Annotated in this window: 16 protein-coding genes and 1 pseudogene; 12 read left to right on the plus strand and 5 right to left on the minus strand. The window is 48.2% G+C overall.

What is annotated here, in order from left to right:
• Positions 1–9: 9 nt before the first annotated feature.
• The 5 genes from ppk1 to D791_RS21780 all read left to right on the plus strand — a co-directional run bounded on the left by ppk1 (position 10) and on the right by D791_RS21780 (position 5830).
• Complete coding sequence (gene ppk1 / locus D791_RS11490) at positions 10–2181, plus strand: polyphosphate kinase 1 (RefSeq protein ID WP_051514464.1); 2172 nt, start codon at positions 10–12, stop codon at positions 2179–2181.
• A 122-nt stretch (positions 2182–2303) separates the two neighbouring features.
• On the plus strand, positions 2304–3218 hold the full coding sequence (locus tag D791_RS11495; protein ID WP_036511779.1) for a hydrogen peroxide-inducible genes activator: 915 nt from the start codon (positions 2304–2306) through the stop codon (positions 3216–3218).
• On the plus strand, positions 3218–5287 hold the full coding sequence (gene recG / locus D791_RS11500; protein WP_036511781.1) for an ATP-dependent DNA helicase RecG: 2070 nt from the start codon (positions 3218–3220) through the stop codon (positions 5285–5287). The genes D791_RS11495 and recG overlap by 1 nt, the downstream gene beginning before the upstream one ends.
• Before the next feature lie 34 nt (positions 5288–5321).
• Complete coding sequence (locus D791_RS21775; protein WP_337588636.1) at positions 5322–5537, plus strand: DUF501 domain-containing protein; 216 nt, start codon at positions 5322–5324, stop codon at positions 5535–5537.
• Positions 5507–5830: a DUF501 domain-containing protein gene (locus tag D791_RS21780; protein WP_337588637.1), complete on the plus strand. Its 324-nt coding sequence runs from the start codon at positions 5507–5509 to the stop codon at positions 5828–5830. The genes D791_RS21775 and D791_RS21780 overlap by 31 nt, the downstream gene beginning before the upstream one ends.
• A gap of 46 nt (positions 5831–5876) precedes the next feature.
• Here D791_RS21780 and D791_RS11510 read toward each other — a convergent pair whose 3' ends face one another.
• Positions 5877–6128: a YfhL family 4Fe-4S dicluster ferredoxin gene (locus D791_RS11510; RefSeq protein WP_036511783.1), complete on the minus strand. Its 252-nt coding sequence runs from the start codon at positions 6126–6128 to the stop codon at positions 5877–5879.
• A gap of 22 nt (positions 6129–6150) precedes the next feature.
• A complete protein-coding gene (coaD, locus tag D791_RS11515) occupies positions 6151–6639 on the minus strand; it encodes a pantetheine-phosphate adenylyltransferase (RefSeq protein ID WP_036511785.1) in 489 nt (162 codons plus the stop codon).
• A gap of 273 nt (positions 6640–6912) precedes the next feature.
• On the opposite strand from coaD, the gene D791_RS19020 reads away from it, so the two are divergent.
• Positions 6913–7533 carry a TetR family transcriptional regulator gene (locus D791_RS19020; protein WP_051514465.1) on the plus strand — a complete coding sequence of 207 codons (621 nt, stop codon included), beginning with the start codon at positions 6913–6915 and terminating at the stop codon, positions 7531–7533.
• Positions 7534–7548: 15 nt separating this feature from the next.
• On the opposite strand, the gene rsmD is transcribed toward D791_RS19020, so the two are convergent.
• Positions 7549–8175, minus strand: a complete 627-nt coding sequence (gene rsmD, locus D791_RS11525) for a 16S rRNA (guanine(966)-N(2))-methyltransferase RsmD (protein WP_036511787.1) — start codon at positions 8173–8175, stop codon at positions 7549–7551.
• A gap of 21 nt (positions 8176–8196) precedes the next feature.
• On the minus strand, positions 8197–9393 hold the full coding sequence (locus D791_RS11530) for a hypothetical protein (RefSeq protein WP_157682341.1): 1197 nt from the start codon (positions 9391–9393) through the stop codon (positions 8197–8199).
• A 155-nt stretch (positions 9394–9548) separates the two neighbouring features.
• Here D791_RS11530 and ftsY point away from each other — a divergent pair, with 155 nt between their 5' ends.
• The 6 genes and pseudogenes from ftsY (at position 9549) to trmB (ending at position 15055) form a co-directional block, all read left to right on the plus strand.
• Positions 9549–11141: a signal recognition particle-docking protein FtsY gene (gene ftsY / locus D791_RS11535; RefSeq protein ID WP_237748622.1), complete on the plus strand. Its 1593-nt coding sequence runs from the start codon at positions 9549–9551 to the stop codon at positions 11139–11141.
• Positions 11142–11149: 8 nt separating this feature from the next.
• Positions 11150–11814: pseudogene (locus D791_RS11540) on the plus strand (cell division ATP-binding protein FtsE).
• A gap of 84 nt (positions 11815–11898) precedes the next feature.
• Positions 11899–12801 carry a permease-like cell division protein FtsX gene (gene ftsX / locus D791_RS11545; protein ID WP_051514466.1) on the plus strand — a complete coding sequence of 301 codons (903 nt, stop codon included), beginning with the start codon at positions 11899–11901 and terminating at the stop codon, positions 12799–12801.
• A gap of 128 nt (positions 12802–12929) precedes the next feature.
• Positions 12930–13793 carry an RNA polymerase sigma factor RpoH gene (gene rpoH, locus D791_RS11550; RefSeq protein WP_036511791.1) on the plus strand — a complete coding sequence of 288 codons (864 nt, stop codon included), beginning with the start codon at positions 12930–12932 and terminating at the stop codon, positions 13791–13793.
• A 65-nt stretch (positions 13794–13858) separates the two neighbouring features.
• The gene (locus tag D791_RS11555; protein ID WP_036511793.1) at positions 13859–14233 is read left to right on the plus strand and encodes a DUF423 domain-containing protein; all 375 of its coding nucleotides are present in this window, start codon (positions 13859–13861) and stop codon (positions 14231–14233) included.
• A 90-nt stretch (positions 14234–14323) separates the two neighbouring features.
• Positions 14324–15055, plus strand: coding sequence for a tRNA (guanosine(46)-N7)-methyltransferase TrmB (gene trmB / locus D791_RS11560; protein WP_036511795.1), 732 nt, complete (start codon positions 14324–14326; stop codon positions 15053–15055).
• Positions 15056–15120: 65 nt separating this feature from the next.
• On the opposite strand, the gene D791_RS11565 is transcribed toward trmB, so the two are convergent.
• Complete coding sequence (locus tag D791_RS11565; RefSeq protein ID WP_036511797.1) at positions 15121–15567, minus strand: Spy/CpxP family protein refolding chaperone; 447 nt, start codon at positions 15565–15567, stop codon at positions 15121–15123.
• Positions 15568–15606: the final 39 nt, after the last annotated feature.

A 15606-nucleotide genomic window follows, 5' to 3' on the forward strand; every position in this document is an offset into this window, starting at 1 on the left:
AAATTGCAAATGAGTGAAGAGGTCGTTATAGAACAACTAGAAGCTGAAGCGCTCGCGGCGGCAGCCTTGCTTGAAAGTCGTGAAATTTTGCCGACGATAGACCCTATCGAGAAGGTGCCCGTCGATCTAAAAGCCTCGGAGTTGTATATCAACAGGGAACTCAGTCATTTGCAGTTTAACGTGCGCGTTTTGGAACAGGCACTTGACGAGCGTTATCCCTTGCTGGAACGGCTGATGTTTCTGCTGATTTTTTCAAGTAACCTCGACGAATTCTTCGAAATTCGAGTGGCTGAGCAGCTTCGCCAACTCAAGTACGGTCGTGAAGATGTCGGTCCTGATGCAATGCACCCTCAAAAAGTGCTGGAGAAAATTCGCGAAATTTGCGAAGTGAATGTGGATCGCCAGTACAAAATTCTCAATGAAATTATGTTTCCCGCACTTGATGCACAGGGCATTCGCTTTGTACGCAGAGGCGCTTGGACCACGGATCAAAAGCGTTGGGTGAAAGCCTTTTTTGAAGAAAAAATCGTTCCTGTGATCAGTCCAATCGGGTTAGATCCATCACACCCTTTTCCAAGGCTGGTGAACAAAAGCTTGAACTTTATCGTTCAATTGGAAGGAAAAGATGCCTTTGGTCGTGAAACCGGTCTTGCCATTATTCCAGCGCCAAGGTCTTTACCGCGACTGATTCGTTTACCGGATGAGCTGTGTGAAGGCGGTGATAACCTCATCTTCCTATCATCAATTATCCATGAGTTTGCGGATGAGCTCTTCCCTGGCATGCGTGTGAAAGGCTGTTACCAATTCAGAATCACTCGAAATGCAGATTTAAGTTTCGATGTCGAAGAGGTGGAGGATTTGGCACGCACCTTAAGAGGGGAGCTTCATTCACGAAAATACGGTGATGCCGTGAGACTTGAAGTTGATCAACGCACCCCAGAGGAGTTGATCAGTTTCTTAATTGCAGAGTTTCATTTGAACGATAGCCAAGTGTATCGTGTGAATGGTCCCGTTAACTTAAACCGTTTGATGGCGGTGAGAGACCTGGTGGACCATCCTAATTTACGTTGGAAACCCTTTACGCCGGGATTACCAGGTAAATTGAAAACCAGTAAAGATATTTTCGGTATCTTGCGTAAAAATGATCAGTTGCTAATGCACCCCTTTCAGTCCTTCACACCGGTAATCGATTTGCTGAGGCAAGCGGCTAAAGATCCCGATGTGATCGCGATCAAACAAACCTTGTATCGGACAGGGGTTAAGTCTGACATCGTTAACTCGCTGGTTGAAGCGGCGCGAAATGGCAAGGAGGTTACGGTCGTCATTGAGTTGCGCGCACGCTTTGATGAAGAAAGTAACTTGCAGCTGGCCAGTCGTTTACAAGAAGCTGGCTGCTTGGTTGTGTACGGTGTGGTTGGATATAAAACACACGCCAAAATGATGCTGATTATTCGCCGTGAGGGCAATAACTTAGTGCGCTACTGTCACTTAGGGACAGGGAACTATCACTCAGGTACGGCTCGCCTTTACACCGATTATAGCTATTTGACCTGTGACAAGGACGTAGGGGAAGATGTGCATAAAGTCTTCCAGCAGTTGACAGGTATGGGCAAGATCCAAAAGCTGAAGAAATTATTTAATGCGCCCTTCACACTGCATGCGAGAATGATCGAGCTGATGCAGAATGAAATACGCAATGTCCAAGCTGGAAAAGTTGGCCGGATTGTTATAAAAGTGAATGGCTTAACTGAGCCGCGCTTGATCCGAGGGTTGTATGAAGCGTCTCAAGCGGGTGTGCAAATTGATCTGATCATTCGTGGAATGTGTCGACTGCGCCCTGAGTTGCCTGAAATCTCAGAGAACATTCGTGTGCATTCGATCATCGGTCGTTTCTTAGAGCATACCCGTGTTTACTATTTTGAAAACGCAGGTGACCCGCTGGTGTATTGCAGCAGTGCCGACTGGATGGAGCGCAACATGCTTAATCGTGTCGAAACAGGCTTCCAAATTATGGGTAAGCACGCTGAGCGTATCAAGAAAGAGCTAGACTATTACCTGAAAGATAACTGCCAAAGCTGGGAGTTGCATTCAGATGGAAGCTACTCGTTATTGCAACCAGCCGAAGGAGAAGAGCGCTTTAGTGCTCAGCAAGCGCTTTTAGAAGAGCTCGCAACACTCTAGATTCAGCCTTCCAAAGCGCATTCATGAACAGCGACGTATAATAGTCGCTGTTTTTGTCTGGATGCAGATCAATAGCTGGTTTATATTACTAGGCTAGAGATAACACGATATAAGGAATGGGCATGACACTGACAGAGCTTCGTTACATTGTTACATTGGCTCAAGAACAACATTTTGGTCATGCTGCTGAGCGTTGCTTTGTTTCACAGCCGACGTTATCCATAGCAGTTAAAAAACTTGAAGACGAGTTAGGCGTAGCCCTGTTTGAGCGCAGCAAAAGTGCGGTGCGCGTGACGCCAGTGGGTGAAAAGGTGATACGTCAGGCACAAGTGGTTTTAGAGCAGGCAGAAGCGATTCGTGACTTAGCCAAAGAAGGTAAAGACCAGTTAGCCAGCCCCTTGCGTGTTGGCGCTATTTTTACGATAGGCCCGTACTTATTTCCTCATTTGATACCGCAGATGCAAGAGCTTGCGCCGCAAATGCCTTTGTATATCGAAGAGAACATGACCGAGACGTTACGCGGTAAAATACGCAATGGCGACTTAGATGCCATTATTATTGCTCTGCCTTTTAACGAAGCCGATGTTCTCACACGACCGCTGTATGAAGAACCTTTTATGATGGTGTTGCCAAAAGAGCATCCCCTCAGCTCAAAAAAAGAAGTTGACCCCTCAATTATAGGTGAGCTGAGAATGCTGCTTTTGGGCGAAGGTCACTGCTTTCGAGATCAAGTGCTAGAGGCATGCCCCACACTGAACCAATCCTTTCATAATCAACATACGGTGACTGAGGGTAGCTCCTTAGAGACGATTCGCATGATGGTGGCGTCGGGGTTAGGCTGCAGTGTGTTGCCTCAATCGGCGATTGAGGGGCACCCCTCTAGCCATTTGGTGGCGGTGAGGCCTTTCTCTAAACCCAGCCCTATGCGAACGGTGGCTGTCGCTTGGCGAGCCAGTTTTCCGCGCCCGCAAGCGATAGAAGCACTTATGCAAGCGATCAGCCGTTGCCCACTTAAACCCATTCAATTAAAAGACTGATGCAGCAAGAATCCCCCATTCGAGATTTGAAGGGCGTTGGTGCGGCGTTAGAGCTTAAGTTACAGCGTTTAGGCATTACAACGATTCAAGGCTTAGTGCTCCACTTACCGATACGCTATCAAGATCGAACGCGTGTCCGTGCCTTAGCCGAGGTTGGCCCGGGTGATGAGTGTGTCATTCAAGGCGACATTCAAAGCACGGACATTGTGCAAGGTCGAAGACGCGCGCTCGTCTGCCGACTTAGAGATGAAACGGGGGGGATCACTCTGCGTTTTTTCCATTTTGCGGCTGCTCAAATTAAAATCCTGTCCCCCGGGAAGCGCCTTCGTTGTTTTGGTGAGGTTCGCCCGGGGCCCTCAGGGCTGGAAATGATTCACCCTGAGTACCGATTAATCACTCAGGACGAGAGAGAGGTTACGGAAGATACACTCACGCCAGTCTATCCGTTAACAGAAGGGTTGCCTCAAGGGCGTTTGAGAACCTTGATTCACCAAGCCCTTGAGCAGCTCAAGATCCGTGGCTTAAACGACTTGTTACCGCTTGAGGTCAAACAGCATTGGCGTTTGCCGGACCTTCTTGAGGCATTACTTTATTTGCATCAGCCTCCACCCTCAGCCAATCTTGCCTTACTTGAAACTGGACGTCATCCAGCGCAGCGGCGTTTGGCGTTAGAAGAGCTCTTGGCGCATCATTTGTCGTTGCTGAAAGTTCGACAGCAGGTGCAACAGCAACGTGCGCAGCCTCTACCCAGTATGGGTGAGTTGGAAGCGCGTTTTCTGCAAAATCTACCGTTTGCTTTGACGTCGGCACAGACTAGGGTGAGTGACGAGGTCTCTGTAGACTTGTCACGGTCTACGCCGATGCTGCGCCTAGTGCAGGGAGATGTGGGATCGGGAAAAACCATGATTGCGGCTTTAGCTGCGTTGAAAGCGATAGGACAGGGTTACCAAGCCGCAGTGATGGCGCCAACAGAAATCTTAGCTGAACAGCACTTTTCGAACTTTAAAGTCTGGTTTGAGCCGTTGGGGATTACCGTGGCATGGTTGGCTGGCAAGGTGAAAGGCAAGCAGCGCTTAGAGCAGCTGCAACGGATCGCATCAGGAGACGCCGCCTTGGTTGTAGGCACTCATGCGTTGTTTCAAGAAGGTGTCACCTTTGCAAATTTAGTGTTGATCGTGATTGATGAGCAGCATCGCTTTGGGGTTCATCAACGGCTCAGCTTACGTGAAAAAGGGCGTGATGGGCGTATAGCCCCGCATCAGCTCATCATGACCGCAACGCCAATTCCACGTACCTTAACCATGACGGCCTATGCCGATTTGGATTGCTCAATTATTGATGAGTTACCGCCAGGGCGGACACCCGTTAACACCCTTGTCATTTCTGATACGAGGCGAGATGAAGTGGTTGAGCGGGTGCGTGCCGCCTGCTCTCAGGGCCGTCAGGCCTATTGGGTCTGTACATTAATTGAAGAGTCCGATGTGTTGGAGTCGCAAGCGGCAGAAATGGCTGCACAGTATTTAACCGAATCCTTGCCGGAGTTGCGTATCGGTTTGATTCATGGACGCATGAAGGCGACTGAAAAAGCCAAGATTATGTCGGCTTTTAAAGCAGCAGAGCTGGATTTATTGGTGGCGACGACGGTGATTGAGGTGGGAGTCGATGTCCCGAATGCCAGTTTAATGATTATTGAAAACCCTGAGCGTTTGGGGTTGGCACAGTTGCACCAACTGAGAGGCAGGGTGGGGCGAGGCAGCGTCGAGAGTTACTGTGTGCTAATGTACCACGCGCCTTTATCCCAACAGGGTCGAGAGCGTTTACGGGTCATGAAAGAAACCACCGATGGGTTCAAAATTGCCGAAAAGGATTTGGAATTGCGTGGCCCTGGCGAAGTCTTAGGTACTCGTCAAACGGGGTTAATGCAACTTCGGATCGCAGACTTACAACGTGATGCCGATCTTCTTCCGGATGTAAAACAGATCGCGCAAGCCGTATTGACGCATGAAGGACTCAGCGATGCCATTATTCAACGCTGGATGGGCAGCAGTGAAGCCTACGCTCAGGTATAATGCGAACCTCAATGATCTAAAGAGTAGAAAACACATGCAGCCTACCGATATTCAGTTGGACATCATCACTCGGCAATTGGGGCGTCAGCCTAGAGGAATAGCAGCGATTGCGCATCAAACCGAGGCAGGGGTTCCGGTTGTCTTACAAATGCGCTCTTTGGTTCAGGGCAAACCCTTTCCTACGCTGTTTTGGCTGTGCAGCAAGATTTGGACAAAGAGTTGGCGCGCATTGAAAGTACGGGTTGGATAAAGCAAATGGAGCAGGAGTTGCAAGAAAATCCTCTATTGCTAGACACATACCGCCAGCAGCAACAAGCGTATGTTAATTTGCGATGGGAGTTGATGGATCCGGATGACCGTCGTTTGATTGAAGCCCAAGGCTTTGGCGACTTATTTAACACGCTTGGAATTGGTGGGATTGCCCAGTGGGATAAAGTTCGCTGCTTGCACATGCAGTATGCACATCATTTAGTGGCAGAGAATTTGATTGGGCAAAGACTGGATCAGGAATTTGCGTTAAATGAGCGCAGGCTGAACTTCTGAACACTTGAAGCCACCGCGTTAAGCGGTAGCTTCATAGCAAAGCAATTTATTCTTTACCAGTGAGTAACTTGTACTTGATCATCAGCATGTCTTCTGTTTCAACATGCTCAGGATCCTTAGGAATACAGTCGACCGGGCAAACCTCGACACACTGGGGTGTATCGTAATGTCCAACACACTCTGTGCATTTGTTCGGGTCGATTTCATAAATCTCTTCACCCGGATAAATGGCCTCATTCGGACATTCGGGCTCGCATACATCACAGTTGATGCATTCGTCGGTGATCATCAATGCCATGACGGCTACCTCATTGACTTCGTTATACGTTAGGTTGACTCAAATACTGAATAAGTGACGCTGATACCTTAGGGTGCACAAACTGGCTGACATCTCCCCCCAGTGACGCGATCTCCCGAATCAAGGTTGAGGAGATATAGGTCAGATGTTCTGCTGGCGTGAGAAACAGGCTTTCGATATCCGGGCTTAACTTACGATTCATATTCGCGAGTTGAAACTCATATTCAAAATCCGAGACCGCTCGCAATCCCCTCAGGATAATATTTGCTTGTTGTTGACTCAGAAGGTCAGCCAATAAGCAATTAAATCCCACGACTTTCACATTCGGCACATGCCGTAATGACTCCTCTGCCAACTCGACTCTCAAGCTAAGTGGCAATAGAGGGCGTTTCTTAGGGCTTTCAGCAACAGCAACCACTACTATATCAAAAAGCTTAGATGCCCGCTCGACCAAATCGGTGTGTCCGTTGGTGATTGGATCAAATGTACCAGGGTAAACGGCCGTATTCATAATATCCCCAAGCGTATCAGCAGTGTACTTGCGCGGATCTTAGCCCAATCAGGAGGCGTGTACAAATACAAAAAGAGTATGGTTTGAGTCTATAAAGTAATAAAAAAATAATTCTTAACCCTTATAGTTATATAAATTTTACGTGTATTAGCATTTTTATGAAAGTCTTTCCTCCGTGGCTGGGCGATCATTATTGCTTGACGCTCGTTTGATCGTATAGAGTAGTCCTTCAGGATGAAGAATGATCAAACCATACGAAATCTAAGGAGCGATATGCCTCGTCGAACAAAAGAAGAATCAGAACAAACGCGATCAGCTTTATTGACTAAGGCGCTAGAGCTATACGCGGATCGGGGGATTGAACATGTGTCATTAAAGGAAATAGCCGCTCAGGCGGGCGTGACGCATGGCGCTATTTATTGGCATTTCAAAAACAGAGATGATCTTTTATTCCAGATCTATCATCAAATCGAGCTGCCCTTTGAGATTCAATATATTGAACAAAGGCAAGCGGCTAAACAAAACCCCTTGCAGGCATTACAGGATTATTTAATGGGGGTTATCCATCTAGTGACCACCTCGATTTCTTTGCAGCAAGGCTATCGTTTATTTTTCAGACTACCCGCATCCCCGGCTTTGGCGTCAATGGCAGAAAGGATTATGGAAGACCGAGAGATGGTAACGAGTCATTTACGCTACTTTTTAAAGCAAGCCAAAAAGCATAAATTACTTGAAAAAAAGTTATCCGTTATTTTGAGTGCCCAGAGTTTAAGTTTGGTCTTGTTTGGGCTGCTGGATCAGAGTCTCACTGAATCCGATCCAAAACAGTATAAAGCCCAAGCACAAAACCTGATTCATATCGTCATGCAGGGTATATCAGCCGAAAAAGACTAAGTGCCTGACAAACGCTTACTCTGCGTCTTCGTTTGAATAGATGTAAAGACGATAGGCGACCTGACCGGCGACTTTTTCTCGATGAAGTTGCCAAGACAGGGTGGCGATGTCTGGCACCCACTCACTCTCTGCTTCAACATAGACTAGGGCACCTGTATTGAGCAGGTTTTTACTTTCGAGTAACTGTAACATTGGCTTGATTAAGCCTTTGCGAAAAGGCGGATCAAGAAATACCAAGTCGTAACGAGCTTCTTGATCCTTCAAGCGGGACTCTAGCCACTGCAGGGCATCTTGGTGTAAGACCGCTGCGTTTTGAGCTTTGAGCAACTGCAAATTCTGTTTGATTTGCTGCACAACAATTGATGATTGGTCGACAAAGGTGACCGATGCGGCCCCTCTGGAAAGTGCTTCGAAGCCTAGGGCACCGCTACCGCAACAAAGGTCAAGGCAATTCGCGCCCGCAATTGAGGGTTGTAACCAGTTGAATAAGGTTTCACGAACGCGGTCTGGTGTTGGGCGTAAACCTTCGACTGGAATAAACGGGACTTTACGGCCTCGCCAAACACCAGCAATGATACGTAAGTTGGAAGTGTCGCTTGGGATCGTATCACGAGAGCGAGCAGCACGGTTTCGGCGAGTCATAGTGTATCCTAGGGCAAAATATCAGTAGGGATGCAAGCTTAAATTCAGTAAATGATCGTTGCTTAGGTTGTCTAGCATCCAGTTATGTAAGGTGTTGAGATCGGTCTGTTGTATCGTGCTCAACGCTAATTGATAGGCATCAGGAGGCCAATTAAAGCGAGTCATCAAGTCTAACCAAGCCAGCATGCCCAGCTCTGCAGATGTTTGTTGTTCAAGCGTTGCGGTTAAGTTGGCCTTAGCTGTATCAAGCATGCTGGTGACTAACGGCATGAGCGTGTTGATATCAACCTGGGCAAAGTTGTTGAGCGCATTGGCGCTCTGTGCAGATTGATACATGATCAAATAGCCCATCGATTCCGAGGGTTGCCAGAGTAAACGAAACTCCCCAGCTTGCGAATGAATCCACTCTTGCAGATACAACGCAGCCAAGCGACTTGCAACCCAATCCTCCACTCGGTGAGAAGGTGCCAGAGGCCAAGCTTTTAAATGAAAAAACTCGGATTGATAACCCTCTAACCTAAGATCAGCCGCCGCTGGGCGTTCGAGGGTGTTGGCTTGTTTTGGCACAACAGCATCGGATACTCGATTGCCGTGAAGGTTGCCACTCAAATGATAGCGTCCCTCTGCATGTGCGAAGGTGTCTTGATAGAGTTCAGAGACACTCCTCCAAGAAGACGGTTGGGCGGACAGCCACACCGCCGCAGCGGATAATAATCTGGACTCGGCGCCCTGTAGCGTTAGACGTGCTTGCGCTAGGGCTCTCGTTTGTAAGTGCTGCCAGTCTGTTTCTGGAGGTTGGGTTAATAATAACCAGAACTCTGATAAAGACTGTGTTTCAGGGAGGCTTTCAAATTCTAATTGGATGACGAGGTGTGTCTGGAAACGCTCTAAGTACACTTCTGCCTTTTGTTTTTGTAACCAGACTTGGAGATCCTGCTGAAGGATGCGTTGACCCAGTGCATCAATCAGCGCATTTTGCTGAGCAAGAGCGGTCTCGCTGAGCGCCAAAGAGGTTGGAAGCGGAAGACGAACTCGCACTCTATCTGTTGTTAAAGGCAGTACATAATGAGGTGGGTTGGCGTGAAAAACGACTCGATCCAGTGGCTTGGGCTTTTCTCTCCCCGTTGCACTTAATAAGACAATTGCGATGGCAACAAACCACATGAGCCAGTATAAGTAGCGTCGATTAAAAATAGGCTTATATTCAGATGAACTCATAGTGTTTTGTCGGTTTGTCGAGTGAATGGTTGTGGTAAGATATCGCAATTAGAGACTTTTTATCCACTATGGCCAGCATAAGGCCTCAATCGCGGACTCAAGAACGTTATGGAATCATTCTACACTTGGATGCTGAATAATGGCATAAACCTTCATTGTTACCCTATATTCTGGGCGGTTTGGTTTTAGCAATTGCTGTGTATGTGTATCTTAAAAAAGATCGCTCTGAACGTATAGAAGAGCCGGCAGAAGAGCCGACAGAAGTGCTCACTGAAGAAAAGCCGACCGAAAAGCCCGCAGAAGCACCTACGCCAGCGCCTGAGAGTGCCCCAAGTGATATCAACGCGACTGTAGCAATTGAAGAGCCTAAACTGGCTGAAGAGCCCCCTGCTTCAGTAATCACTGAAACAATATCCTCTGTTGATGAGGTACCCGCTAAGCCGCAAGAGGCCATTCTACCTGAGCCTGCACCCTCCGTTGTGATCGATACACCGACTGAAACTCACACAGAGGTTAAAGCGGACGCTGAGCCTGAAGCTCAAAGGCTTCATGAGTCCGACGTTGAACCCGATGTTGAGTTAACCGTTGAGCCAGAAGTCGAGTCTATTCCTAACGATCCCGTGGTGGCTGAGCCAGAGCCCGAATTAGAGTCTGAGGATGAGCACCTTAAACCTGATGTTGAAGTAGAGATTAATCAAGTTGAGTCTGAACAAAAGACGGTTCTTGACACCGATGTAACGCTAGAGGTGCATGATGTTGTAGAGCCAGAGCCAGAGCCAGAGCCAGAGCCAGAGCCAGAGCCAGAGCCAGAAGAAGCGCCGGAGCAACGGAAAAAACGTTTATTTGATCGTATTCGCAGTGGCTTAAGCCGCACAAAAGAGAATCTGACCTCACAAATCAGTGAGCTCTTTGGCAGCAGCAAGGAAATTGATGACGATTTATTAGAAGAGCTCGAAACGCTTCTACTCACGGCCGATGTCGGGATGGATGCGACCACGGCGCTGATGGCACGTTTAACCGAAAAGGTCGCACGTAAGCAGCTTAAGGATCCTGACGCCTTGAAAGTGGCGTTAAAAGCTGAACTCATTGAGCTCTTGAGCCATGTTGAGCAAGGTTTAGTTTTGCCCGCTGCAGATAAACCCCAAGTGATTTTAGTTGTGGGCGTCAATGGAGTCGGTAAAACAACAACCATCGGCAAGCTTGCCAAGCGTTTTCAAGCGGAAGGGAAATCGGTTATGTTGGCGGCAGGCGATACCTTCCGTGCGGCGGCGGTCGAGCAGTTACAGGTTTGGGGTGAGCGCAATGCAGTCCCCGTTGTGGCGCAACATACGGGTGCTGATTCAGCCTCAGTAATTTTTGATGCACTACAGTCTGCTACGGCGAAAGGTATTGATGTGTTGATCGCCGACACGGCCGGTCGATTGCAAAATAAAGAAAACCTGATGAATGAGTTGGCCAAAGTGGTCCGAGTCATGAAGAAAATTGACCCTGAAGCACCGCATGAAGTAATGCTGGTGTTGGATGCTGGAACCGGACAGAATGCGATCAGCCAAGCCAAGCAGTTCCAAGAGGCAGTGGGTGTAACAGGCATTACACTGACCAAACTGGATGGCACGGCTAAGGGTGGAATTATCTTTGCAGTTGCAAAACAATTTGGTTTGCCGATTCGCTTTATTGGTGTAGGTGAGCAAATTGATGACCTTCGGCCCTTTGCCGCAGATGAATTTGTTGCTGCATTGTTTGACTGAGGCAGGGTATGGCGGCCATTCAATTTCTTAATGTCGGTAAGCGCTATTCGGAAGGGCATGACGCACTGATTGGTGTCGATTTTACGCTGGCATCGGGTGAAATGGCTTTTTTAACGGGCCACTCCGGTGCGGGTAAAAGCACCTTGCTTAAGCTGATCATGCTGATGGAGCGGGCAAGTCGAGGTCATGTCTTGGTGGGGGATGAGGACTTAGGAGAGCTGCCTAGGCGTCTAGTGTCTTGGCATCGACGCAGAATCGGTGTGGTATTGCAAAACCATCAGCTCTTATTCGACCGCTCTGTCTTTGCCAATGTTGTGATGCCTCTGGAAATCGCCGGTTACGCTCCCGAAGACGCGGCCCGGCGTGTTCGGGCCGCGTTGGATAAAGTCGGGTTGCTCAATCGAGAAAAACACAATCCGATCACCCTATCGAGCGGTGAACAACAGCGTGTGGGTATTGCACGAGCCATCGTGCATAAACGCAAGTGCTCTTGGCCGATGAACCAACAGGAAACCTAGACCCCGAATTGTCTGAAGGTGTGATGCGTTTATTTGAGCAGTTCAATCGGATAGGGACAACGGTTTTAATTGCAAGCCACGACCTGTCCCTGATTCATCGTATGCGTAAGCGAACCTTGGTGCTTAAAAATGGGAGGCTCATCTCCGGTGTCTAAACATGATATGAATCAAGGTCGCACAGCACCTCGTCGAGGAGCTCAACGCCATCACATCAGTTTTAAGGCTAAAAGCATGGTTGGTTGCGCCACAATCGCGTTGTCGCGTTGGATGCCTTGCGCCGCATGTTTCTGACGCCTGTTGCCACACTGATGACCTTGGCTGTATTGGCCGTGTCCTTGGCGTTGCCTGGCTTTCTCATGACGGCTGTTAATAATATCCAGCAGTTTAGTCAAGGCTTTGACGCCAACCCTCGCATCGCGCTCTATCTCAAAACCTCGGTGTCTGATGCTCGAGCAGAACAGTTTAGTTTAGAGCTGATGCTCAATCCGGCGTTGTCCGGTGTGGAGCTGATTGATCGAGAAAAAGGCTTACAGGAGTTCTCATCCTACTCGGAGTTTGCCAATCTGTTGTCTCTGTTTGACAGCAATCCTTTACCCGCTGTCGTCTTGGCCTTGCCGCTGGATCACAGTCCGCACATGCTGCAGGCTTTACAAAGTGAATTGCTGGCCTTGCCCGAGGTTGAAGAAGCACAATTGGATTTAGAGTGGATCCAACGTCTCAATGCCTATGTTGTCCTAGCCCAGCGTTTTAGCTGGGTATTAAGTGCTTTATTAGGCTTGGCTGTATTGCTGGTTGTGGGGAATACGCTGCGCATGCTGTTAGAAAACCGACGAGATGAAATTTTGGTTGCCAAGTTGGTGGGTGCAACAGATGCATGGGTAAGGCGTCCATTTTTATACTCTGGATTCTGGTATGGTCTAATGGGTTCCATCTTGGCAATTTTTATGGTCAGTTTTGCCATCCATTTGATTGACCAGCCCGTAACTGAGCTGATGAGTTTGTATGCCAGTCGTTTTGAGCTCGAAGGACTCGGATTCAAAGGCGGACTCACTCTGATGGCGGTGGGCTCTACCCTAGGTCTTTTAGGTGGTTTTTTATCCACCGGCCATCATTTGCGTGAAATAGAACCAGATGATCGTTAGGCACTTGCAATTTTACTCGACAGCCGCTATTTTTTAGCTCGCTAAGTCAGGCTCAGAATGGAACTTTTAGTGCCAGATCCTGTCTTAGTGGGAGTTAATCATTGAGTGATAAAAGAGGTTACTTATACATGGGCACAAGCTTACGAGTTGTTGAACATCTATCTCCAGGTGGCAACGTTAATGCTTATGTTCAAACCGTTAGTACTATTCCTATTCTGAATGCAGATGAGGAAAGGGAACTCGCTGAGCGTTTACATTATCAGAATGATCTGGAAGCCGCTCGCCAGTTGGTATTATCTCACTTAAGATTTGTTGTGCATATTGCCAAATCCTATTCTGGTTATGGATTGCCACTAAGCGATTTGATTCAAGAAGGAAACGTCGGTTTGATGAAGGCGGTAAAACGCTTTGATCCAACGGTGGGCGTTCGTCTGGTTTCCTTTGCTGTGCACTGGATCAAAGCTGAAATGCATGAGTTCATTTTACGCAACTGGCGCATTGTTAAAGTCGCGACGACCAAAGCTCAACGTAAACTTTTCTTCAACTTACGTTCGCAGAAAAAAGGTCTAGGCTGGATGACAAATGATGAAGTCAATGCCGTTGCCGCCGATCTTGGCGTGGATTCTGCTGTCGTGAGACAAATGGAAGGCCGGATGGCATCCTCAGATACCGCCTTTGATGCACCCGTCGGTGAGGATGATGAATCGGTGAATAGCTGGTCACCGGCACAATACCTCGAAGATGAGTCGGCTGATCCTGCACTTCAATTAGAAGAAACAAACTGGGAAGAGTCTTCGCAGCAACAGCTCATGTCTGCGATGGAATCCTTGGATCAGAGAAGTCGGGACATCTTGGCACAGCGTTGGTTGGTCGATGACAAGGCGACATTGCATGACTTGGCAGCGAAGTACAATGTATCGGCTGAACGTATTCGCCAGCTCGAAAAAAATGCAATGAAAAAGCTGCGTGATGCGATGGTGCTTGTAGCCTAAAACCTTACGCAAAACCGTCTAGGTTATCATTCAGAGCCGCTTTACAGCGGCTCGTTGGTATTTAAATGTCAACATCAAAAATTTTCAGTTTGGCTGCCGCCGTGTCGGGCTTTTTAGCGGTTGCTTTAGGCGCCTTTGGTGCGCATGCCCTTAAGGCACAATTAGAGCCATCGATGATGTCCGTTTATCAAACATCGGTTCAGTATCATTTCTGGCACACCTTAGCCTTATTGGGTGTCGGTTTATATCATCAAGCGCGTCCAACTCGTTTGAGTGCTTGGAGTGGTGCTTTAATCCTGCTGGGTATGCTGTTGTTTAGCGGCAGTCTTTACTTGATGGCCATCCTCGATGTCCGTGCATTGGGTATGATCACTCCCATAGGGGGCGTTACATTGTTGGCGGGTTGGTTGACCTTGGCTCTCGCAGTTTGGCGCTCGTGATTCTGGTCGTCCTTCGTCTCAGTCAGTATAATACCCAGCATTAACCTGTCTGTTTAACTCGCATTAAACAGCTTAACCGACGATAGGCCTATGACTGATCAGCGCACAGACACACCTGAATCTCCAGAAAACACACCCGTATCCAAACCCTTGCGCAGCATTCGCAGCTTTGTTGTTCGCGCTGGACGCATGACCGAAGGTCAAGAGCGAGGGTTAAAAGATAACTGGCCAGCCTATGGATTAGAGTTGGCCGATGGAATGCTGAACTTTGAGCAGGTATATGGCCGAGAGGCGCCTGTTGTCTTGGAAATAGGCTTTGGCATGGGGGATTCTCTCCTCGAAATGGCGCGTCAAATGCCAGAGAAAAACTTTTTGGGAATCGAAGTTCATCCACCCGGGGTCGGGCGTTTGCTTGGTAGGCTGAATGAAGAGAAAATAACCAACGTACGTGTTTACTGTGATGATGCCATCGAAGTGTTAGCGCAGTGCATTCCAGATCAAAGTCTCTCTGCACTCCAGTTGTTCTTCCCAGATCCATGGCCTAAAAAGCGCCATCATAAGCGACGGATTGTTCAATCTGAGTTTGTACAAAGTCTGCGTTCTAAATTGGTGTTAGGTGGCCATTTCCACATGGCAACCGATTGGCAGCCTTATGCGGAACATATGATGGAGGTGATGAGTCAGGCAGAAGGATATGAAAATGCCGCAGGTGAGGGAGGTTATTCACCTAAGCCCGACTGGCGCCCTGTAACCAAGTTCCAGCGCCGAGGTGAGCGTTTAGGCCATGGTGTTTGGGATCTTATCTTTAACCGTATCGCTTAAGCCAAATGATTAAAGCCATCAAACCCTCTGTCGATCGATTTGATGGCGTTTAACATCTATAAGGCTTAGCAGTTAGGTCCTGCATTACGTCCCATTTTGCGCCCTTCACCTTTAGCTTTGAAGTGTCCGCTACGTCCTTCGCCTCGCATGCCCTGCATTTGTTCTAACTGTTCAGGCGTCAATATTTGACTGAGTTGCTCTTGATGTTGTTGTCTGAGCGTTTCACGCGTACGTTGGTGCTCGCTGTGCATGGCTTTCATTTGCTCAGCTTGCTCGTCTGATAAGCTGAGTCGTGTTTTGAGTCGCTCAAGGCGCTCGTCTTGGCGAGCCTCGCGTTGAATGCTTTGTAAGTCTTTAAAGGCTTGTACTTGCTCTTCTGTCAAATTGAGTTGCTGTTGAAGCGTTTCAATTGAAGCCTGTCCACGCCCGAAACTAGGATTGGCGACAGCGGCAACAGACATAGCACCTGCCATCAATAGCACTAAACTTACAGATATGATTTTCGTATTCATGATGTGTCTCCTTTGTTTTGATGTGTTCATTATGGACAA

Source organism: Nitrincola nitratireducens (assembly GCF_000585235.1).
GTDB classification, from domain to species: domain Bacteria; phylum Pseudomonadota; class Gammaproteobacteria; order Pseudomonadales; family Balneatricaceae; genus Nitrincola; species Nitrincola alkalisediminis.

What these genes read in the sequence shown, in the direction of transcription:
- ppk1 (WP_051514464.1), top strand. Translation starts at nt 10, where the DNA reads ATGAGTGAAGAGGTCGTTATAGAACAACTAGAAGCTGAAGCGCTCGCG.
- D791_RS11495 (WP_036511779.1), top strand. Translation starts at nt 2,304, where the DNA reads ATGACACTGACAGAGCTTCGTTACATTGTTACATTGGCTCAAGAACAA.
- recG (WP_036511781.1), top strand. Translation starts at nt 3,218, where the DNA reads ATGCAGCAAGAATCCCCCATTCGAGATTTGAAGGGCGTTGGTGCGGCG.
- D791_RS21775 (WP_337588636.1), top strand. Translation starts at nt 5,322, where the DNA reads ATGCAGCCTACCGATATTCAGTTGGACATCATCACTCGGCAATTGGGG.
- D791_RS11510 (WP_036511783.1), bottom strand. Translation starts at nt 6,128, where the DNA reads ATGGCATTGATGATCACCGACGAATGCATCAACTGTGATGTATGCGAG.
- coaD (WP_036511785.1), bottom strand. Translation starts at nt 6,639, where the DNA reads ATGAATACGGCCGTTTACCCTGGTACATTTGATCCAATCACCAACGGA.
- D791_RS19020 (WP_051514465.1), top strand. Translation starts at nt 6,913, where the DNA reads ATGCCTCGTCGAACAAAAGAAGAATCAGAACAAACGCGATCAGCTTTA.
- rsmD (WP_036511787.1), bottom strand. Translation starts at nt 8,175, where the DNA reads ATGACTCGCCGAAACCGTGCTGCTCGCTCTCGTGATACGATCCCAAGC.
- D791_RS11530 (WP_157682341.1), bottom strand. Translation starts at nt 9,393, where the DNA reads ATGAGTTCATCTGAATATAAGCCTATTTTTAATCGACGCTACTTATAC.
- rpoH (WP_036511791.1), top strand. Translation starts at nt 12,930, where the DNA reads ATGGGCACAAGCTTACGAGTTGTTGAACATCTATCTCCAGGTGGCAAC.
- D791_RS11555 (WP_036511793.1), top strand. Translation starts at nt 13,859, where the DNA reads ATGTCAACATCAAAAATTTTCAGTTTGGCTGCCGCCGTGTCGGGCTTT.
- trmB (WP_036511795.1), top strand. Translation starts at nt 14,324, where the DNA reads ATGACTGATCAGCGCACAGACACACCTGAATCTCCAGAAAACACACCC.
- D791_RS11565 (WP_036511797.1), bottom strand. Translation starts at nt 15,567, where the DNA reads ATGAATACGAAAATCATATCTGTAAGTTTAGTGCTATTGATGGCAGGT.